This window comes from Pseudomonas sp. DY-1 (genome assembly GCF_003626975.1).
Taxonomy (GTDB): Bacteria; Pseudomonadota; Gammaproteobacteria; order Pseudomonadales; family Pseudomonadaceae; genus Metapseudomonas.
The window spans coordinates 328,186-348,879 of the sequence record NZ_CP032616.1 but is presented as its reverse complement, the minus strand read 5'-3'; the positions used below and the strand labels follow the sequence as shown (position 1 = coordinate 348,879).

Below are 20,694 nucleotides of genomic sequence, written 5' to 3'. Positions count from 1 at the left end.
GTTGGTCAGAGCGCAGCGAAGCCCAACGATCACCACCTGCTTCGTGGGAGCGAATTCGTTCGCGATCGAGGTCGCTCCCACTCGAAAATGGCGGAAAGAAAAACGCTTTCCACCCTGCACACGCCTGCATCTTCGGTAGCATGACCGCACCAGTTCCAGGGTAGGTAGCCTGCGGTGATCAGAGAACTCAGGACATTCGTGGCGGTGGCCGGGCTTGGCAGTTTTTCTGCCGCGGCGCGGCAGGTCAGCCTGACCCAGGCGGCGGTCAGTGCGCAGATGAAGAGCCTGGAAGATGCGCTCGGCATGCAACTGTTCGATCGCACAGCCAAGTCGGTCAGCCTCAACGCCAATGGGCAGCGAGTGCTGCCGCTGGCAGAGGAAATGCTGGAGCTGTATGCGCGAATGTGCCTGCCGGAAACCCTGGAGGGTTATCGAGGTGCGCTGAACATCGGCGCGATCGGCACGGTGCAGACCGGCGTCCTGCCGGAGACGCTCAGACGCCTCAAGGAAGCCGCACCGCTGATGGAGGCCAGGCTGATTCCCGGCGTTTCACTCGACCTGGTAGGCCAGGTCGAGGCCGGCGACCTGGACCTGGCACTGATCATCAAGCCGCCCTTCCCGCTCGCCAAGGAAATGCACATGGAAAGCGTGCTGGAGGAGCCCTTCGTACTGATCCACCCGCCGGGCACCCAGGTCGACTGCATCGCCCAGACGCTCGTACGCCACCCCTTCATTCGCTACGACAGCAAGTCGTTCGGCGGGCGCCTGGTGGGCAGGTTCCTCAAGGACCGCAAGCTGCAGGTGAACCAGGTGATGGAACTGGATGACCTGGACGCCATCGTACGCATGGTGGAAACCGGGCTGGGCGTGGCCATCATTCCCTTCGCCGGCATCTGGTCCCGCGGCGGTACCACAGCGCGGGTGCATCCCCTCGGCGAACTGGCCTTCACACGGGAAATCGTGCTGGTGTGCCGCTACGCCAACAAGGCGCTGCCGCAGGTCGAGCTGTTCCGCAAGGTCATCCATCCATCAGCCCACAGTTACGTGGAAGAAATGGCCAACAATCTCAAGAGCAAGCTGCGAGCATAAGAATCCTTTTGGCTGAGCGAAGGAGCAATTCGCTTTCGCCCCAGCAGATTCGAATCGAACATTGAAGCCTCCAATGACGAGCCGCCGGAGCCTTCGATGAGCCTTTCTCCTTTCCACCTGGCCATTCCCGTATACGACCTTGCCGCAGCCCGTGCCTTCTATGGCGAGGTGTTCGGCCTTGAAGAAGGCCGCTCCAGCAGCCAATGGGTGGACTTCAACTTCTTCGGTCACCAACTGGTGATCCACGAGCATCCGAAGACCGATTCGCAGCACCACGCCCACACCAACGCGGTGGACGGCCACGACGTGCCCGTGCCGCATTTCGGCGTGGTGCTGGAATGGTCACAGTGGGAAGCCTTGGCCGAGCGCCTGGAATCCCTCGGCACAAGCTTCGTCATCGAGCCCTACATCCGCTTCAAGGGTCAGGTGGGCGAGCAGGCCACCATGTTTCTCTTCGACCCGTGCGGCAATGCCCTGGAGTTCAAGGCCTTCAAGGATATCGGCCAGCTCTTTGCCAGGTAGGGCGTGGCCATGCGTCGTCGGCGCTGCCGGTGATAACTCGAAATTTACTTTCTGCAGGAGCGAGGGGGACGCCGAGTTCTTGCTCGCGAAAGATCGTGCTCGGACTGTTCGCGAGCAAGCTCGCTCCTACATGTTCATCCGGGCCACGATTTGCCAGCTTGCGCCGAGCTCGCCCGTTTACTTGTGATTGACGCCTCCCCACAAGGGGCCGTTCAGACGTCCTTCACCACCGCCGCCTCGCCTATGGCATAGAAGTGACCGCCGGCGATGTAGTGCAGACTGCGCCAGTGGGGCGCGGCCGTCTCGAACTGCCAATGACCATCCCTGAATACACGGGTGTCGGCCCAGGCGCCCACCACCTCGCCGATGAACAGGTCGTAGGTCTGCTGGTTGTGGGGTTCGGGAATCAGCTTGCAGATCAGCCAGGCGGAGCTGCCGGCTACCAGCGGCACATCGAAACCGTCCATGCGGAACAGCTCCACGTCGCACTGCGCGAGCTTGTCCGGTGCCTCGTCGAGGCTGCGGGTTCCTACCTTGTAGGTCAGTTCGAGCTGGCTGAGGTTGGGTACCTGCAGGGCAAAGAGGCCGCTGCTCTCCACCAGTGAGCGAGTGCGGGTGGCCTTGTCCAGCACCACGGTCACCTTCGGCGGCGAGAAGTCCAGGGCACAGGACCAGGCGGCGGCCATGACATTCTCGACGCCGCCATGACTGGCGGAAACCAGCACGGTCGGGCCGTGATTCAGCACGCGATAGGCGCAGTCCAGCGCCACCGGCGCGATGTGCTCATTCATGGATAAACCTCGTTCGGGAAGCGCTGACTGCATGCCGCAGCCAGCTCGGGCGATGCGCGGATTATGCAGGTTGCACGCCGCACTCACCACGCACTGCGAACCCGCGCGGCTGGACCCAGCCTCGGATGAAGCTCCGGGCCTAGAGCGCGACAGGCGACTCTCCCTGCGCCCCGACGAGCCGCACCTGCCAGCTAGAGCTTCCACTGCTTGAGCGGCGTCACGCCAGGTTCGCGATCGATCTCGTCCTCGAAGGCGCGCTTCTTCTGGGCCCGGCATGTCCGCCGCCTACCAGATCGGCGCGGCCTTCGGCGGTGGCACGGCGTCCAGCCTCGCGACGGCCATCCTGATTGCAACGGGCAGCCCGTTCGGGGTGGCGGCTTATGGGGCTGACGATGGTGGCGGTGTGCTCGTTCCTGCTCCGGGAGACAGCGCATCTGAGCATGGAGGCGATCGATGTGGAGCCGGCGGTCGAGGTGAATGCGCGAGCGGCGCAGTCGATTTAGTCGACCGGCCAATCACACAATCACGACAAACAAGAACGGGCCCAAGGGGCCCGTCCTTTTGCGGAAACTGTATCCCTCGTCACTGCTTCACGAAGCGCTTCGAGAGAACGGTTCCTTGATCCGCTATCTGTTCAACTCGTACGCACACATATTGACCGTTGCGGCCAGGTTCAGCGATTCGATGGCGCCACAGCCGGGAATCGTAAAAGGCTGGGCGTTGAGCGCGATCAGTTGCTCGCGGGGCACGCCACGTGCTTCGTTGCCGAACAGATAACAATCGAACGTCTTGAAACTGGCGGATTGCAAGCTGTCGCCATTCATATCCAGGCAGGCAATGCGCTCGAAGCGCGTACGCAAGGAGTCCAGTTCCACATCCAGTTCCATGGGCGCATGAAAAATGGCGCCCATGCTGGAGCGGACGACTTTGGGATTGTACGGATCGACGCTACCGGGACTGAGCAGGCAGCGAAAATTACCGAACCACGCCAGCGTACGCAGGATGGTGCCGAGATTGCCCGGGTCCTGAATTTCATGCAGGTAAATGGCGCGTTCGTTCTGACTGGGAGCAGAAACCGGCGCGGCTTTCGCCGGCATTGGCACCAGCGCAATTATTCCCTGCGGTGTCTGGGTATCGGCGATCTGAGCCATCTGGCGGTCGTTGATCACATGGGTTTCAAACGGGCTTTGCCAGTGCTCGTAGGCGCCAGTTACATACAGCTGACTGCGCTGTAGCAGCGGGTTCTGCAAGGCCGCTTTTTGTAACTCCAGCAACAGGTGTTCGCCCTCCACCAGAAAATAACCGAACTCGGCCCGGTATTTTTTCTGGTGGAGTTTCTTGATGTCGTCGAGTTTCATCTATCCGTTGCTCAGTCGCTCTGCGCTTCGGTCTGAGACAGAAGCGATTTGGCCACCGCTTCGGCGACTTTGATGCCATCCACGCCCGCCGACAAAATGCCACCGGCATAACCGGCGCCTTCACCGGCCGGATACAGGCCTCGCAGGTTGAGGCTCTGCAATGTCTCGTTGTCGCGGGTGATACGGACCGGGGATGAGGTGCGGGTCTCGATACCGGTGAGCACCGCGTCATCGCGATCAAAGCCGCGAATCTGCTTGCCAAATGCTGGTAGCGCCTCACGGATGGCCTCGATCGCATAGTCCGGCAGCGAGGGCGCAAGATCGCCCAGCCGTACGCCGGGTTTGTAGGAAGGCTCCACCTCGCCAAACTCGGCCGACGGCACTCCGCGAATGAAGTCCCCCACCAATTGCGCGGGCGCACAGTAATCGCTGCCACCCAATTCATAGGCGCGGGATTCCAGGCGCTCCTGGAACTCCACTCCGGCCAGCGGACCGCCTGGGAAATCCTGCTCCGGATTGATGCCGACGACTATGCCGGCATTCGCATTGCGTTCGTTGCGAGAGTACTGGCTCATACCATTGGTCACGACTCGTTCCGGCTCGGAAGTGGCCGCTACCACAGTACCGCCGGGGCACATGCAGAAGCTGTAGACGGCACGGCCATTCCTGGCGTGATGCACCAGCTTGTAGTCGGCGGCGCCGAGCTCCGGATGGCCGGCATATTTCCCCAGGCGGGCCTGGTCGATCATGCCTTGCGGGTGTTCGATGCGGAAACCCACGGCGAAGGGCTTGGCCTCCATGAACACGCCCTGCCGGTGCAACATACGGAAGGTATCGCGGGAACTATGACCTAGCGCCAGTACAACATGGCGGCTGTGGAGTGTTTCACCACTGGCCAAAACAACGCCCTCGAGCTGGCCGTCGTTGATCAGCAGGTCGGTCACTTTGCTTTCAAATCGCACCTCGCCGCCGAGGGCGATGATCTCCTCGCGCATGGCAGATACCACGCCGGTAAGACGGAAGGTGCCGATATGCGGCTTGCTCACGTACATGATCTCGTCCGGAGCACCGGCGCGGACGAACTCGGACATCACCTTGCGGGCGTAGAACTTGGGGTCCTTGATCTGGCTGTAGAGTTTGCCGTCCGAGAAAAGGCCGGCGCCGCCCTCGCCGAATTGCACGTTGGATTCCGGGGTCAGGACCTTTTTGCGCCACAGTGCCCAGGTATCCTTCGTGCGGCGTCGCACGTCCTTTCCGCGCTCCAGCACAATGGGTTTGAACCCCATCTGCGCGAGCAACAGCGCCGCGAACAACCCACAGGGGCCAAAGCCCACGACCAGCGGCCGCTCGCTCAGGCTGGCCGGTGCTTGCCCTACTGGATAGTAGTGGGTGTCCGGGGCTGGGCGTACGTTGTGGTCATCCGCCAGGCGCGCCAGAATCGCCGCCTCGTCGCGAACCTCCAGGTCGATGATGTAGATGAACAGAATGACGCTGTTTTTCTTGCGGGCATCGTAGCTGCGCTTGAATACGGTGAAGTTCAGCAGGTCGGCGTCGCTGATACTCAGGCGATTGACGATGGCCTTGCGCAACTCATCGGCGGAGTGATCGAGGGGCAGAGACAGTTCGGTGATGCGAATCATGGCGGTAATCCTGGCCGGTGAATCCGGCAAAGGAAGCAAAAGAGGGGTGAAGTAGGAGGCGAATTGTACCCGCCGCCACCCTCCCCTGTCAGGCTTGGCCTGATGAAGCTCCGGAAGGCGCCCGCACTGATCGCCCCTGCCCCACCCCCGCCCTGCGGATAAAACCTGCGCAGTTTTATCGGCTTATAATTGCCGCCGCTCTGCGACCAACAGCTCCCCCTGCCCCATGCATTGGTCCGCTCCTCACATTGATTTTCCGTGGTTGGCCCTTAAATGAAACGATCCAAAAGCAGCCGTCGCTGGCTGGATGAACACGTCAACGATCCCTACGTCAAACAGGCCCAGAAGGATGGTTTGCGCTCCCGCTCCAGCTACAAGCTGATTGAGCTGAACGAGAAGGACAAGCTGATACGCCCCGGCATGCTGGTCATGGATCTTGGCTCCGCCCCCGGCGGCTGGTCACAGGTGGCCGGGGGTCTGGTGGGCGAAAAGGGACGGGTACTGGCCACGGACATTCTGCCGATGGACGGGCTGGAGAACGTCGATTTCATACAGGGCGACTTTACCGACGACGCCGTGTTCCAGCAGATTCTCGACAAGCTCGGCGGCAGGCAGCCTGATCTGATCGTCTCCGACATAGCCCCCAATATCAGCGGCGTCGCTGCCGCCGACCAGGCCTCCTCGATGTACCTGGTCGAACTCACCCTCGACATGGTCCGGCAGGTGCTCAAGCTCAATGGAAACTATGTGGTCAAGGTCTTCCAGGGTGAAGGCTCTGACGTTTTCCTGAAGGACGTTCGCACTTCATTCGAGAAGGTGGTGATACGCAAGCCAGAGGCGTCGCGGCCGCGATCGCGGGAGGTATATCTGGTGGCGAAAGGATTTAAAGGATAAGGCGCCGCCTCCATCAGGCTCCCGGCAAACCGCACAGGTATAGGATCATTACCTGAAGCGAGCATGCACGCGGACGATAACCACGCTCCTGGCCGCAGGCCAGGCGTGGGCCATGGACGGGCAAGGCAATTCGTTCGACCACTTCACCATTGCCTCCAGCGTTGGCTCCGTAGCCATCAGTGAATCCACCAGCCATCCCATGCGTACCTGCCAGGCAGCCCGTGACGACGCCCTGGCTTACGTCGCTTCCGCAGGCGAATCCATGGCACGCGGCTGGAGCAGGCGCTGCGTCATTATCGGCACACGCATCCGCAATCCACACTGAGCGACATGCAATTGGCCCTGGCCATCGCCGGCCTGGGCTGAGCCGCTGCCGCAGCGTCGCATCAAGTCCGAAAATTGTGGGAACACCGAGCGAACCTCAAGGGTCATCTGCAATGAGCCCTGTGCCAGCTGGATTCGGTATTTCGGCTGGCAATGCGCAGGTCCTTCTGGCGATGCACCGGTTTCGTGCCCGAGTTCGATAGGGTTGCGAGTGGATATCTGCGAGATGGTGATTATTCTTCTCATGAACCTCGCATGTCCTGTGAGGTTGTCAGTCTGTTTCCATGCTTTGCGCAATCCGTAATCCGATGGCATCAGTCCTAAGGCCTGAGTGCGGTAACGGTTTTGGATACTCCGGCCTACAAAAAGAACAAGACGGAGAAGACTCATGGCGACAATAGGCGAAACATCCACGGGCAGCACGCCCAACCGCGGGATAACCAAGGAGGAGCGCAAGGTCATCTTCGCCTCGTCCCTGGGTACCGTGTTCGAGTGGTACGACTTCTACCTCTACGGTTCGCTCGCCGCGATCATCGCGAAGCACTTCTTCGCTGGCGTGAACGAAACCACAGCCTTCATCTTCGCCCTGCTCGCCTTCGCCGCGGGCTTCGCTGTGCGCCCCTTCGGCGCCATAGTGTTTGGCCGATTGGGCGACATGATCGGGCGCAAATACACCTTCCTCATCACCATTGTGATCATGGGCATCTCCACTGCCGTGGTGGGCCTCTTGCCCGGTTACGCCACCATCGGCGTGGCGGCGCCGATCATCCTGATCACGCTGCGTCTGCTGCAGGGCCTGGCGCTGGGTGGCGAGTACGGTGGCGCGGCGACCTACGTGGCGGAGCATGCGCCGCCGGGCAAGCGCGGCTTCTTCACGTCCTGGATCCAGACCACCGCGACGCTGGGCCTGTTCCTGTCGCTGCTGGTGATCCTCGCATGCCGCACTATCCTCGGCACCGAAGCCTTCGAGGCCTGGGGCTGGAGGATTCCGTTCCTGCTGTCGATCCTGCTGCTGATCATCTCGGTGTACATCCGCCTGCAGCTCAGCGAGTCGCCGATATTCATGAAGATGAAGGCTGAAGGTAAGGCCTGCAAAGCACCGCTGACCGAGTCCTTCGCTCGCTGGGACAACCTGAAGGTGGTGATCATGTCACTGTTCGGCGGCACCGCCGGGCAGGCCGTTGTCTGGTACACAGGGCAGTTCTACGCGCTGTTCTTCCTACTGCAGATGCTGAAGATCGATCCGCAGACGGCGAACCTGCTGATCGCCGGATCGCTGCTCATCGGCACGCCGTTCTTCATCCTGTTCGGCAGCCTGTCGGATCGCATCGGCCGCAAGAAGATCATCATGGCGGGTTGCGTCATAGCGGCTCTGACCTACTTCCCGATCTTCCATGCGCTGACCCAGTACGGTAACCCCGACGTGTTCGCGGCGCAGGCGAAGAACCCGGTCACCGTGGTCGCCGATCCCGACCAGTGCTCCTTCCAGTTCGATCCGGTAGGCAAGGCCAAATTCACCAGCTCCTGCGACATCGCCAAGAGCCTGCTGGCGAAGAAAGCCATCCCCTACCAGAACGAGAAGGCCGAGCCGGGCGCCGTTGCGCAAATCCGCATCGGCGACAAGGTGCTTCCGAGCTTCGAAGGCACCGGAATGCCAGCAGCCGATTTCAAGGCCCAAAACGACGCCTTCACCGCCACCATGGGCGCGGCCCTGAAAGACGCCGGCTACCCGGAGAAGGCCGACCCTGCCAAGACCAACTACGCGATGGTACTGCTGCTCCTGACCATCCTGGTGATCTACGTGACCATGGTTTACGGCCCAATCGCCGCCTGGCTGGTAGAGCTGTTCCCGGCGCGCATCCGCTACACCTCGATGTCGCTGCCCTACCACATTGGCAACGGCTGGTTCGGCGGATTCCTCCCCACGGTGTCGTTCGCCATGGTGGCGGCCACAGGGGATATCTACTTCGGACTCTGGTACCCCATCGTCATCGCGCTGATGACGGCCATTCTCGGCACGCTGTTCCTGCCCGAGACCAAGGACCGGGACATTCGTCACACGTGAGGGCGCGCCCTGGCGCGCAAACGAAAAAGCCGCAGTCTGTGACTGCGGCTTTTCTGTATCGGTCGGGACTCAGTCGTCCAGGCCGAGGGCGGAGAAGGCTTCGAGAATCTTGTTCTGGACTTCGTCGATGCTGAGGCTGGTGGAGTCGAGGATGATCGCATCCACGGCCGGTTTCAGCGGCGCCACGGAACGCTGGCTGTCGCGCTCGTCGCGGTCCTGGATTTCCTTCAGCAAGGCGACCTGGTCGGCCTCCATGCCTTTGCCCTTGAGTTGCAGGTAGCGGCGACGGGCACGCTCCTCGGCGCTGGCGGTGAGGAATATCTTCAGCTGTGCCTGCGGAAACACCACGGTGCCCATGTCGCGACCATCGGCCACGAGGCCCGGCGCCTCGAGGAAGGCGCGCTGACGTTGCAGCAGGGCTTCGCGCACGGCGGGCAACGCGGCGACCTGGGAGGCGCCAGCGCCGACCTGCTCGGAGCGGATCACGTCGGTGACGTCTTCACCCTCCAGCACGATGCTCTGGCCACCACCGGCCTTGGCATTGAACTGCACATCCAGGTGCGCAGCCAGGACCTTGAGGGATTCCTCGTTGGTCAGGTCGACGCCATGGTTGCGCGCGGCGAAGGCCAGCAGACGGTACAGCGCGCCGGAGTCCAGCAGGCGCCAGCCCAGGCGCTTGGCCAGCAGGCCGGCGACAGTGCCCTTGCCGGAGCCGCTGGGTCCGTCGATGGCGATCACGGGCACGTTGGCGTTCATGCCTTGCCCTCTTCCGCTACGCGGATGCCGGACTGGGCCGCGAGGCCGAGGAAGTTCGGGAAGGAGGTGGCGACGTTGGCGCAGTCATGGATGCGAATCGGCGCGCTGGCGCGCAGCGAAGCCACGCTGAAGGACATGGCGATACGGTGGTCGCCATGGCTCCAGACTTCGCCGCCGCCAATGGGGCCGCCTTCGATGACGATGCCGTCCGGAGTCGGCTCGGCTTTCACGCCCAGCGCCAGCAGGCCATCGGCCATGACCTGGATGCGGTCGGATTCCTTCACGCGCAGCTCTTCCGCGCCACGCAGCACGGTGCGGCCTTCGGCACAGGCGGCGGCGACGAAGAGTACCGGGAACTCGTCAATGGCCAGTGGCACCAGGTCTTCGGGAATGTCGATGCCCTTCAGCTTGGCCGCACGCACGCGGATGTCAGCAACAGGCTCGCCGCCCACTTCACGCTGGTTCTCCAGGGTGATGTCGCCGCCCATCAGCTTGAGGATGTCGATAACGCCGGTACGGGTCGGGTTGATGCCAACGTGCTCCAGCACCAGTTCGGAGCCTTCGGCGATGCTCGCAGCCACCAGGAAGAAGGCGGCGGAAGAGATGTCGGCAGGCACTTCGATACGGGACGCGCTGAGCTTGTGGCCGCTCTCGACGGTTGCGGTGTTGCCGTCCACCTTCACCGGGTAACCAAAGCCTTGCAGCATGCGCTCGGTATGGTCGCGGGTGGGGGCGGGTTCGGTGACGGCGGTTTCACCGGCGGCGTAGAGGCCGGCGAGCAGTAGGCAGGACTTGACCTGGGCGCTGGCCATGGGCATTTCATAGTTCATGCCGGACAGTCGCTGGCCACCGCGAATGGTCAACGGCGGACGGCCTTCAGCGCCAGTCTCGATGACCGCGCCCATTTCGCGCAGCGGCTTGGCCACGCGGTTCATCGGACGCTTGGACAGCGAGGCGTCGCCGGTCAGGGTGGTGTCGAACGGCTGGGCCGCCAGCAGGCCGCTGAGCAGGCGCATGGAAGTACCGGAGTTGCCGAGGTACAGCGGGCCGGGCGGAGGCTTCAGGCCGTGCAGGCCGACACCGTGGATGGTCACGCGGCCGTGGTGCGGCCCTTCGATGACCACACCCATATCGCGGAAGGCCTGCAGGGTCGCCAGGGCGTCTTCGCCCTCAAGGAAGCCTTCGACCTCGGTGGTCCCGATGGCAAGGGAGCCGAGCATGATGGAACGGTGGGAAATGGACTTGTCGCCCGGAACGCGAACACGGCCGGCGAGTTTGCCACCCGGCTGCGCCAGGTAAATCAGATCGTTATTGTGCATGGCGTCCACATAGGCCCTGCGGGCCAGAATTTTACTGAAATGCTCGCGGGCGAAGCGGGCGCGGGTGAACACGCCCAGCAATTCATGCCCGTCCCCTGCGTCAACCGCGCCGCGCAAGGCGTCGAGGTCATCGCGAAATGCGTCCAGGATGCGCAGCACGGCGTCGCGGTTGGCGAGGAATATGTCGTGCCACATCACCGGGTCGCTGCCGGCGATTCGCGTGAAATCACGGAAGCCACCGGCGGCATAACGGAAGATTTCCAGATTCTCGCTGCGCTTGGCCAGCGAGTCGACCAGACCGAATGCCAGCAAGTGCGGCAGGTGGCTGGTCGCGGCGAGCACCTCATCGTGATGCTCGACCTCCATGTGTTCGACGTCCGCCCCCAGGGCCCGCCAGAGCTGGTCGATGCACTTCAGGGCCAACGGATCGGTGTTTTCCACCGGCGTGAGGATGACCTTGTGGCGGCGGAACAGGCTGGCATTGGCAGCCTCTACCCCGCTCTTCTCCGAGCCGGCAATGGGGTGACCGGGCACGAAGCGAGCCGGCATGCCACCGAAGACCCGGCGCGCCGCGCGCACCACATTGCCCTTGGCGCTGCCGACGTCGGTCAGGATGGCGCTGCCCAGGTCCAGTTGGGCCAGTTCGGCGAGGAGCTTTTCCATGGCGAGGATGGGTACGGCCAGCTGGATCACATCGGCACCGCGGCAGGCCACAGCGAGGTCACTCTCGCAGCGGTCGACCACGCCGGTCTCGACGGCGATGCGGCAGGACTCGTGGTCCTTGTCCACCCCTACCACTTCGGTGAACAGGTTCTTCTCGCGCAACCCCTTGGAGAAGGAGCCACCGATCAGGCCAAGGCCGATCACCACCAGGCGCCCGAAGATAGGGGTGCCTTGTTGCGCGGTCATGACATCAGCCACGGCCGAGCACCTTGGCCAGTGCTTCCAGGCAACGGGCGTTCTCGGCCGGCAGGCCGATGGAGACGCGCAGGAAAGTGGGCATGCCGTAACCGGCCACTGGGCGCAGGATCACACCTTCACTCAACATGCCCTGGTTGATTGGAGCGGCGTCGCGACCGAAATCTACGGCGATGAAGTTGCCCTTGGAGGGAATCCAGGTCAGGCCCAGCGCACGGAAGCCCTCTTCCAGCTGGAGCATGCCGGCATCGTTGATGCGGCGACTCTCGGCCAGGTATTCGGCGTCACCCAGCGCGGCGCAGGCAGCGGCCAGGGCAAGGCTGTTGACGTTGAAGGGCTGACGTACGCGATTGAGCACGTCGGCCACCTGGGCGCTGGAGAGTCCGTAGCCCACGCGCAGCGCCGCCAGGCCGTAGGCCTTGGAGAAGGTACGCGATACCAGCAGGTTCGGATAACGGGCCAGGTAGTTCAGGCCATCGGGCAGCTCTTCGCCTTCGGCGTACTCGATGTAGGCCTCGTCCAGCACGACCAGTACGTTCTCCGGGACCTTGGCGAGGAAATCTTCCAGTGCCGCCGGACCGAACCAGGTGCCGGTGGGGTTGTTCGGGTTGGCGATGAACACGACGCGGGTATTGGCGTCGATGGCTGCCAGCATGGCTGGGAGGTCATGGCCGTAGTCCTCGGCCGGAACTACCTTGCCGGCAGCTCCTACGGCCTGGGTGGCGATGGGGTATACGGCGAAGGCGTGCTCGCTGAACACGGCATTCAGGCCCGGTGCCAGGTAGGCACGGGCGACCAGGTCGAGAATGTCGTTGGAACCGTTGCCCAGGGTGACCTGCGCCGGGGTCACGCCGCAGCGCTCGGCCAGGCGGCGCTTGAGCTCGAAACCATTGCCGTCCGGGTAGCGGGTCAGCTCGGCCAGTTCGCTGCGGATGGCTTCGAGGGCCTTGGGGCTCGGGCCGAGCGGGTTTTCGTTACTGGCCAGCTTGACGATGCCGGCCGGGTCCAGGTCCAGCTCGCGGGCCAGTTCATCCACTGGTTTGCCGGGTACGTAGGGCGAAAGTTTCTGCACGCCCGCTTGGGCAAGGGCGAGGAAGTCACAGCTCATGGATTCAGCCTCAACTACGGGCTCGGGGCCGCCGTAGCGCGCCCCAACCCAGGCTGGAGCGCAACGGCCCGTCGCGAATTCAAAGCACCGCTTTGGGGTAGGAACCCAGCACCTTCAGGGCAACGGCTTCCTGGTTGATCTTCTCCAGCACATCCTTGATCAGCGGGTCGCGATGGTGGCCTACGAAGTCGATGAAGAACACGTAGGTCCACTTGCCGCTGCGGGACGGGCGGGTCTCGATGCGGGTCAGGTCGATGCCGTTATTGTGGAACGGAACCAGGAGCTCGTGCAGGGCGCCCGGCTTGTTGCGCATGGAGACGATGATCGAAGTCTTGTCGTCGCCGGTAGGCGGCACTTCCTGGCTGCCGATGATGAGGAAACGCGTGGAGTTGTCCGGGCGGTCCTCGATCTTCTCGCAGAGCTTGGTCAGGCCATAGAGGCTGGCGGCCATGTCACCGGCGATGGCGGCGGAGTTCCATTCGCTCTTCACCCGCTTGGCGGCGTCGGCGTTGCTGGACACCGCCACGCGCTCGACATTCGGGTAGTGAGCGTCCAGCCACTTGCGGCACTGGGCCAGGGACTGGGCATGGGAGTAGATGCGGGTGATGTTGTCGGTCTTGGTGTTCTCGCCCACCAGCAGGTGGTGGTGGATACGCAGCTCCACCTCACCGCAGATCACCATGTCGTGCTCGAGGAAGCTGTCCAGGGTGTGGTTCACAGCACCTTCTGTGGAGTTTTCCACCGGTACCACGCCAAAGTTGACCGCACCCGCGGCCACTTCGCGGAATACTTCGTCGATGGCGGCCATCGGCGAGCTGATCACCGCGTGGCCGAAGTGCTTGAGCGCCGCAGCCTGGGTGAAGGTGCCTTCCGGACCGAGGTAGGCAACCTTGAGCGGCTGCTCCAGGGCCAGGCAGGAAGACATGATTTCGCGGAACAGCCGCGCCATCTCTTCGTTGTCCAGCGGGCCCTGGTTGCGATCCATGATGTGCTTGAGGACCCAGGCCTCGCGCTCCGGGCGATAGAAGACCGGCTTCTCGCCTTCCGGCAGGGCGGCCATCTTCACGCGCGCTACGTCCTGGGCGCAGCGAGCACGCTCGCTGATCAGATCGAGGATCTTCTCGTCGAGGCTGTCGATGCGCAGGCGCAGCGCCTTGAGTTCTTGCTCGGACATCAGCCGCGCTCCTTCTCGAACTCCGCCATGTAGGCCACCAGGGCTTCGACTGCATCGAGGCCAACGGCGTTGTAAATGGAAGCACGCATGCCGCCTACCGAGCGGTGGCCCTTGAGGTTGAGCAGGCCACGGGCATCGGCGCCGGCGAGGAAGTCCTTGTCCAGGCGCTCATCCGCCAGGCGGAACGGAACGTTCATCCAGGAGCGGGCGTTGATGGCAATCGGGTTGGTGTAGAAAGCGCTCTTGTCGATGTAGCCGTAGAGCAGTTCCTTCTTCGCCTTGTTGCGTTGCTCCATGGCCTCGACACCGCCCTGCTCTTTCAGCCACTCGAAGACGAGGCCCGAGAGGTACCAGGAGAAGGTGGCCGGGGTGTTGTACATGGAGCCGTTATCGGCAGCGACCTTGTAATTGAGCATGGTCGGGCAGTTGGCGCGGGCACGGCCGAGCAGATCTTCGCGAACGATGACCACTACCAGGCCACTCGGGCCGATGTTCTTCTGCGCGCCGGCGTAGATCATGCCGAAGCGGGAGATGTCGATCGGGCGGGAGAGGATGTCCGAGGACATGTCCACCACGAGGGGGACGTCACCTACTTCCGGAATCCAGTCGAACTGCAGGCCGCCGATGGTTTCGTTGGAGGCGTAGTGCAGGTAGGCGGCATCCTTCGACAGCTGCCACTCGTTCTGGCCGGGGATCGCGAAGTAGTCGTAGCCCTTGGCGCTTGCTGCGACGTTGACGCGACCGAAGCGGCTGGCTTCCTCGATGCTCTTCTTCGACCAGATACCGGTGTCGACGTAGTCGGCCACGCCGTCTTCCGGTAGCAGGTTCAGCGGGATCTCCGCGAACTGCTGGCTGGCGCCGCCCTGGAGGAACAGCACCTTGTAGTTGGAGGGAATGGACAGGAGGTCGCGCAGGTCCTGCTCGGCCTTTTCGGCAATGGCAACGTATTCGTCGCTGCGGTGGCTCATTTCCATGACGGACAGGCCTTTACCCTGCCAATCGAGGAGTTCCGCCTGGGCGCGTTGCAGAACAGCTTCCGGAAGCGCGGCCGGGCCGGCGCAGAAGTTAAAGGCTCGCTTGCTCACATCCATTCTCACTGGGTAGCGCGGGGGCACCAATGCCCCCGCCAATTGTTACCTACCGAATGGACAGGCCGGCGACGGCCTGCCCGTTTCTACAACTATTACTCGTCGCCAGCCGGTTGGGCTTCATCCTGCTGAACGTCATCACCCTGGACGTCGTCCACGGTCTCCACGTTCGCATCGATACCCTCTTCCAGCTCGTCGTCCTCGTCGCCACCAGAGGGCTCCTGGACCCGCTCCAGACCGACCAGGGTTTCGTCCTTGGCCAGCTTGATCAGGGTCACGCCCTGGGTATTACGGCTGGAGCTGGAGACTTCGTCGACACGGGTACGTACCAGGGTGCCCTGGTCGGAAATCAGCATGATCTCCTCGCCGTCCTGCACCTGCACGGCGCCGACCAGCTTGCCGTTACGCTCGTTGGTGACCATGGCGATCACGCCTTGGCCGCCGCGACCGCGACGCGGGTAGTCTTCCAGCGGAGTGCGCTTACCGTAACCGCGCTCGGAGGCGGAAAGGATCTGCGCGCCCTGTTCCGGGATCAGCATGGAAATCAGGCTCTGGCCTTCCGGCAGGCGCATGCCGCGAACGCCGCGGGCGGTTCGGCCCATGGTGCGGACGTGTTTTTCCTTGAAGCGGATGACCTTGCCACCGTCGGAGAAGAGCATGACTTCCTTGGCGCCGTCGGTGATGGACGCAGCGATCAGGGTGTCACCTTCTTCCAGCTTCAGGGCGATCAAACCGTTCGAACGCGGTTTGCTGAACTGCACCAGCGGGGTCTTCTTCACGGTACCGAAGGCGGTAGCCATGAAGATGTAGGCGCCAGTGGGCTCGTCCTGTTCGTCGTCGAGGTCGGCGCCTTCATCGTCGCCGGTTTCGGCTTCGATTACTTCGCCTTCGATCACCACGCCTTCGTTTTCTTCCAGGTCCTCGTCGGCACCTGCGCTCTGCTGCAGTGCTTCCAGGTCGATCTGGAGCATGGCGGTGATGCGTTCGCCCTCGTCCAGCGGCAGCAGGTTGACCAACGGACGGCCACGCGCGGTACGCGAGGCTTCCGGAATTTCGAAGGTGCGCAGCCAGTAGACCTTGCCCTTGCTGGAGAACAGCAGGAGCGTGGCGTGACTGTTGGCGACCAGCAAGTGCTCGATGTAGTCCTCGTCCTTCACGCCAGTGGCCGACTTGCCCTTGCCGCCACGGCGCTGGGCCTGGTAGGCAGCCAGCGGCTGGGACTTGGCGTAGCCGCCGTGGGAGATGGTGACCACGCGCTCTTCCTCGGTGATCAGGTCGGCGATGGTCAGGTCCACCTGGGACGCGACGATCTCGGTGCGGCGGGCGTCGCCGAACTCGGCCTTCACCTTTTCCAGCTCCTCGCGGATGACTTCCATCAGGCGCTCGGGGTTGGTGAGGATGCGGATCAGCTCACCGATCAGGGTGAGGATTTCCTGGTACTCGGCCAGCAGCTTCTCGTGCTCCAGGCCGGTCAGGCGGTGCAGGCGCAGTTCCAGGATGGCCTGGGCCTGCTCTGGCGACAGGTAGTACTTGCCTTCGCGCAGGCCGTATTGCGGGTCCAGGTCTTCCGGACGGCAGGAGTCGGCACCCGCACGTTCGACCATGGCCTCCACGGCACTGGATTCCCAGGCAGTGGCGATCAGGCGCTCCTTCGCTTCGGCCGGAGTCGGCGAAGACTTGATCAGTTCGATCACCGGGTCGATGTTGGACAGGGCTACGGCCTGACCTTCGAGGATGTGCCCGCGTTCACGGGCCTTGCGCAGCTCGTAGACGGTACGGCGAGTCACCACTTCTCGGCGGTGACGGATGAACACTTCGAGCATGTCCTTCAGGTTCAGCGTGCGCGGCTGGCCATCGACCAGGGCCACGACGTTGATACCGAAGACGCTCTGCATCTGGGTCTGGGAGTAGAGGTTGTTCAGCACCACCTCGCCCACTTCGCCACGGCGCAGCTCGATCACTACGCGCATGCCGTCCTTGTCGGACTCGTCACGCAGCTCGGTGATGCCTTCGATCTTCTTCTCTTTCACCAGCTCGGCGATCTTCTCGATCAGACGCGCCTTGTTCAGCTGGTAGGGCAGCTCGGTGACGATGATCTGCTGGCGACCACCGCCCTTTTCCATGTCTTCGATTTCGGCGCGGGCGCGGATATAGATGCGGCCACGGCCGGTACGGTATGCCTCGATGATGCCGGCGCGACCGTTGATGATGCCTGCTGTCGGGAAGTCAGGACCCGGGATGTACTGCATCAGCTCGTCGACCGTGAGGTCGGCGTTGTCCATCAGCGCCAGGCAGCCGTCAATGACTTCACTCAGGTTGTGCGGCGGGATGTTGGTGGCCATGCCAACGGCAATGCCGCTGGAACCGTTGACCAGCAGGTTGGGGATCTTGGTCGGCATGACCGCGGGAATCTGTTCGGTGCCGTCGTAGTTGGGCACCCAGTCCACGGTTTCCTTGTCCAGGTCGGCCAGCAGCTCGTGTGCCAGCTTGGACATACGCACTTCGGTGTATCGCATGGCCGCGGCGTTGTCGCCGTCCACCGAACCGAAGTTGCCCTGGCCGTCCACCAGCATGTAGCGCAGCGAGAAGGGCTGAGCCATACGTACGATGGTGTCGTAGACCGCGGTATCACCATGCGGGTGGTACTTACCGATCACGTCACCCACCACACGGGCGGACTTCTTGTAGGGCTTGTTCCAGTCGTTGCCCAGTTCGCTCATCGCGTAGAGAACGCGACGGTGCACTGGCTTCAGGCCGTCGCGCGCATCCGGCAAGGCGCGCCCGACGATCACGCTCATCGCGTAGTCGAGGTAGGACTGTTTCAGCTCGTCTTCGATATTGACCGGGAGGATTTCTTTGGCCAGTTCGCCCATGAGAAGCCTGGTTCCTTTTTCTGATGAAACTCCGCCCCTCTCGTCCTGAGCGGCGCGAAGCTCGTCACTGCGGCCAGATGCTGCAGCGACTCACGACAAATCAACGAGTTAAGCCAAGGATCTGTGCAATTGGGCCGCCTCAACAGAGGGGCGGCAATAACTGCGGGAGCTTACCACAGTCACCGTCTCGCACCTACCCCGCCGGGCGGCCTGCCGGCAGGGTGAAATAGCCGCCCTGATGGCTCAATGAAGGCGCTTGCGACACATGAGCTGAGCCATCTTGGCGGCGTCGGGACGCTCGACCACTCCCTTCTCGGTCACAATGGCATCGATCAAGTCCGCCGGAGTCACATCGAATACCGGATTGACCGCATGAACTTCCGCTGCGACGCGACGACCACCCAGGTCCAGCAGTTCAGAGCCATCGCGCTCTTCGATCGGGATGTCATCCCCGCTTTCGAGGGACATGTCGATCGTGGAGCTAGGCGCGACCACCATGAAGCGCACACCGTGGTGCATGGCGTTGACCGCCAACTGGTAGGTACCGATCTTGTTGGCCACATCGCCATTGGCGGTAATGCGGTCGGCACCGACGATCACCCAGGTGATCCCGGCGGTTTTCATCAGGTGAGCTGCAGCGGCGTCGGCATTGAGGCTCACGGGCACACCTTCGTTGGCCAGCTCCCAGGCCGTCAGGCGTGCGCCTTGCAGCCAGGGACGGGTTTCGTCGGCATAGACCCGCTCCACCAGACCATCCAGATGGGCCGCCCGAATCACCCCGAGGGCGGTGCCGAAACCTCCGGTGGCCAAGGCGCCAGTATTGCAGTGGGTCAACAGCGCCTGCGGACTGCCCTGGTGCTTGCGAATCAGCTCCATGCCCAGCTGCGCCATGGTCAGGTTGGCTTCGCGATCGCTCAGATGGATGGAAATGGCCTCGGCTTCCAGCGCCTGCAGCGGGGTTTCGCCCTCACGCACGCGCTCCAGACGCTCGCGCATGCGGTTCAGTGCCCAGAACAGGTTGACCGCCGTCGGCCGCGATTCGGACAGCACCTTGAAGTCCGCTTCCAGCGCCGCGCGCCAATCGCCACCGGCGGCGATACGCGCCCGGGCGCCCAGCACCACGCCATAGGCGGCACTGATACCGATGGCCGGCGCACCGCGCACCACCATCTGGCGAATGGCCTGTGCGACGCCTTCGGCGGAATCGTAGGACAGCCAGACTTCCTCGGCAGGCAGCACGCGCTGGTCGAGCAGATGAAGTACGCCGTCACGCCAGTCGATCGCCTTGACCTTCTCGGCTGCTAACAGTTGCTCACGCATCGACCACCTCGCCACCCCGTAACTCGCGGAAAAACCGCAGATTATAGCGAGCCGGAGGTCTTCTGGCTCGGGTATACTGCCGCCACTTCGATTTGCGCCCAGGATGCGCCGCCATGCCCAGCTCCAATGCCCCGCTCGACCTGCTCCTGCTCCCATCCTGGATAGTCCCGGTAGAACCCGCCGGCGTGGTGCTGCGGGATCACGCGCTAGGCATCCGCGACGGTCGCATCGCCCTGCTCGCCCCCCGGGACGTGGCACTGCGCGTTGAGGCGCGCGAGCGCCGTGAACTGCCGGGCATGTTGCTGGCTCCCGGCCTGATCAACGCCCACGGCCACGCTGCGATGACCCTGTTCCGTGGACTGGCCGACGATCTGCCGTTGATGACCTGGCTACAGGAACACATCTGGCCTGCTGAGGCCAAGTGGGTCGATGAGACTTTTGTCCGCGACGGCACGGAACTGGCCGTGGCCGAACAGATCAAGGGCGGCATCAGCTGCTTCTCGGACATGTATTTCTTCCCGGCCCAGGCCAGCGCCGTCATCCACACGACAGGCATCAGGGCGCAACTGGCCATTCCGGTGCTGGATTTCCCGATTCCCGGCGCCGCCGACTCCGCCGAGGCCATTCGCCGTGGCGTCGAGCTGTTCAGCGATCTCAAGCACCACCCTCGCATCAAGGTCGCCTTCGGCCCTCACGCACCCTATAGCGTCAGCGATGACAAACTGGAGAGCATTCGCGTACTGGCAGAGGAACTGGACGCCGGCATTCATATGCACGTTCAGGAAACCGCCTTCGAGGTCAAGCAAAGCCTGGAACAACGCGGCGAACGCCCCATGGCCCGCCTGGCGCGCCTCGGCCTGCTGGGCCCGCGCTTCCAGGCCGTGCACATGACCCAGGTGGACGATTCCGACCTGGCCATGCTGGTGGAAAGCAACAGCAACGTGATTCACTGCCCCGAATCCAATCTCAAGCTGGCCAGCGGCTTCTGCCCGGTAGAGCGTCTGTGGCAAGCCGGCGTGAACGTCGCCGTCGGTACCGATGGCGCGGCCAGCAACAATGACCTGGACCTGCTCGGCGAAACCCGCACAGCCGCCCTGCTGGCCAAGGCGGTAGCTGGCTCGGCCAGCGCCCTGGATGCCCATCGCGCGCTGCGCATGGCCACCCTTAACGGTGCGCGGGCCCTGGGAATTGAGCAGGACACCGGCTCCCTGGAACTGGGCAAGGCCGCCGACCTGGTAGCCTTCGACCTTTCCGGGCTAGCCCAGCAACCGGTCTACGATCCGGTTTCCCAACTCATCTATGCCACCGGGCGCGATTCGGTGCGGCACCTCTGGGTCGACGGCAGGCAACTGCTGGACGACGGCCGCCTGACGCGCCTGGACGAAGAGCGCCTGGGCGCCACTGCCCGCGCCTGGGGCGAACGCATCGCCGGCCGCTGAATTCTGTTTCGAGGAC

At 63.1% G+C, this 20,694-nt stretch carries 16 protein-coding genes and 1 pseudogene; 7 read left to right on the top strand and 10 right to left on the bottom strand.

Features of this window, described 5'->3' with window-relative positions; translation table 11 throughout:
- Nucleotides 1-174 precede the first annotated feature (174 nt).
- Together D6Z43_RS01885 and D6Z43_RS01880 are read left to right on the top strand one after the other, a co-directional pair.
- Nucleotides 175-1,089 (top strand): LysR family transcriptional regulator, encoded by a 915-nt coding sequence (locus tag D6Z43_RS01885; protein WP_120650026.1) that lies wholly within the window; start codon nucleotides 175-177, stop codon nucleotides 1,087-1,089.
- 96 nt (nucleotides 1,090-1,185) lie between these two features.
- On the top strand, nucleotides 1,186-1,611 hold the full coding sequence (locus D6Z43_RS01880) for a VOC family protein (RefSeq protein ID WP_120650025.1): 426 nt from the start codon (nucleotides 1,186-1,188) through the stop codon (nucleotides 1,609-1,611).
- A gap of 212 nt (nucleotides 1,612-1,823) precedes the next feature.
- On the opposite strand, the gene D6Z43_RS01875 is transcribed toward D6Z43_RS01880, so the two are convergent.
- Nucleotides 1,824-2,402: a flavin reductase family protein gene (locus D6Z43_RS01875; protein ID WP_120650024.1), complete on the bottom strand. Its 579-nt coding sequence runs from the start codon at nucleotides 2,400-2,402 to the stop codon at nucleotides 1,824-1,826.
- A 271-nt stretch (nucleotides 2,403-2,673) separates the two neighbouring features.
- Here D6Z43_RS01875 and D6Z43_RS28630 point away from each other — a divergent pair.
- Nucleotides 2,674-2,905 (top strand): annotated as a pseudogene (locus D6Z43_RS28630) (MFS transporter); the annotation flags it as partial.
- 123 nt (nucleotides 2,906-3,028) lie between these two features.
- Here D6Z43_RS28630 and D6Z43_RS01865 read toward each other — a convergent pair.
- Complete coding sequence (locus D6Z43_RS01865) at nucleotides 3,029-3,760, bottom strand: RNA methyltransferase (protein WP_120650023.1); 732 nt, start codon at nucleotides 3,758-3,760, stop codon at nucleotides 3,029-3,031.
- 11 nt (nucleotides 3,761-3,771) lie between these two features.
- Entirely contained in the window at nucleotides 3,772-5,400 is a 1,629-nt protein-coding gene (locus tag D6Z43_RS01860) for an NAD(P)/FAD-dependent oxidoreductase (protein WP_120650022.1), read from the bottom strand.
- A gap of 273 nt (nucleotides 5,401-5,673) precedes the next feature.
- On the opposite strand from D6Z43_RS01860, the gene rlmE reads away from it, so the two are divergent.
- The 3 genes from rlmE to D6Z43_RS01845 all read left to right on the top strand — a co-directional run bounded on the left by rlmE (nucleotide 5,674) and on the right by D6Z43_RS01845 (nucleotide 8,683).
- The gene (gene rlmE / locus D6Z43_RS01855; protein WP_120650021.1) at nucleotides 5,674-6,294 is read left to right on the top strand and encodes a 23S rRNA (uridine(2552)-2'-O)-methyltransferase RlmE; all 621 of its coding nucleotides are present in this window, start codon (nucleotides 5,674-5,676) and stop codon (nucleotides 6,292-6,294) included.
- 258 nt (nucleotides 6,295-6,552) lie between these two features.
- The gene (locus tag D6Z43_RS28195; protein ID WP_305955726.1) at nucleotides 6,553-6,660 is read left to right on the top strand and encodes a DUF2388 domain-containing protein; all 108 of its coding nucleotides are present in this window, start codon (nucleotides 6,553-6,555) and stop codon (nucleotides 6,658-6,660) included.
- 346 nt (nucleotides 6,661-7,006) lie between these two features.
- Nucleotides 7,007-8,683, top strand: a complete 1,677-nt coding sequence (locus tag D6Z43_RS01845; protein ID WP_120650020.1) for an MFS transporter — start codon at nucleotides 7,007-7,009, stop codon at nucleotides 8,681-8,683.
- Nucleotides 8,684-8,752: 69 nt separating this feature from the next.
- On the opposite strand, the gene cmk is transcribed toward D6Z43_RS01845, so the two are convergent.
- The 7 genes from cmk to mtnA form a co-directional block, all read right to left on the bottom strand.
- Nucleotides 8,753-9,439, bottom strand: a complete 687-nt coding sequence (gene cmk / locus D6Z43_RS01840) for a (d)CMP kinase (RefSeq protein ID WP_120650019.1) — start codon at nucleotides 9,437-9,439, stop codon at nucleotides 8,753-8,755.
- On the bottom strand, nucleotides 9,436-11,667 hold the full coding sequence (locus D6Z43_RS01835; RefSeq protein ID WP_120650018.1) for a bifunctional prephenate dehydrogenase/3-phosphoshikimate 1-carboxyvinyltransferase: 2,232 nt from the start codon (nucleotides 11,665-11,667) through the stop codon (nucleotides 9,436-9,438). The genes cmk and D6Z43_RS01835 overlap by 4 nt, the downstream gene beginning before the upstream one ends.
- 4 nt (nucleotides 11,668-11,671) lie before the next feature.
- Nucleotides 11,672-12,784, bottom strand: a complete 1,113-nt coding sequence (hisC, locus tag D6Z43_RS01830; protein WP_120650017.1) for a histidinol-phosphate transaminase — start codon at nucleotides 12,782-12,784, stop codon at nucleotides 11,672-11,674.
- A gap of 79 nt (nucleotides 12,785-12,863) precedes the next feature.
- Complete coding sequence (pheA, locus tag D6Z43_RS01825) at nucleotides 12,864-13,958, bottom strand: prephenate dehydratase (RefSeq protein ID WP_120650016.1); 1,095 nt, start codon at nucleotides 13,956-13,958, stop codon at nucleotides 12,864-12,866.
- The gene (gene serC, locus D6Z43_RS01820) at nucleotides 13,958-15,043 is read right to left on the bottom strand and encodes a 3-phosphoserine/phosphohydroxythreonine transaminase (RefSeq protein ID WP_120655160.1); all 1,086 of its coding nucleotides are present in this window, start codon (nucleotides 15,041-15,043) and stop codon (nucleotides 13,958-13,960) included. Before serC ends, pheA begins: the two co-directional genes overlap by 1 nt.
- Nucleotides 15,044-15,141: 98 nt before the next feature.
- Nucleotides 15,142-17,919 (bottom strand): DNA gyrase subunit A, encoded by a 2,778-nt coding sequence (gyrA, locus tag D6Z43_RS01815; protein ID WP_120650015.1) that lies wholly within the window; start codon nucleotides 17,917-17,919, stop codon nucleotides 15,142-15,144.
- A 243-nt stretch (nucleotides 17,920-18,162) separates the two neighbouring features.
- Nucleotides 18,163-19,239, bottom strand: a complete 1,077-nt coding sequence (gene mtnA / locus D6Z43_RS01810) for an S-methyl-5-thioribose-1-phosphate isomerase (protein ID WP_120650014.1) — start codon at nucleotides 19,237-19,239, stop codon at nucleotides 18,163-18,165.
- 113 nt (nucleotides 19,240-19,352) lie between these two features.
- Between mtnA and D6Z43_RS01805 the strand changes: the two genes are divergently transcribed.
- Entirely contained in the window at nucleotides 19,353-20,678 is a 1,326-nt protein-coding gene (locus tag D6Z43_RS01805; RefSeq protein WP_120650013.1) for a TRZ/ATZ family hydrolase, read from the top strand.
- Nucleotides 20,679-20,694 lie beyond the last annotated feature (16 nt).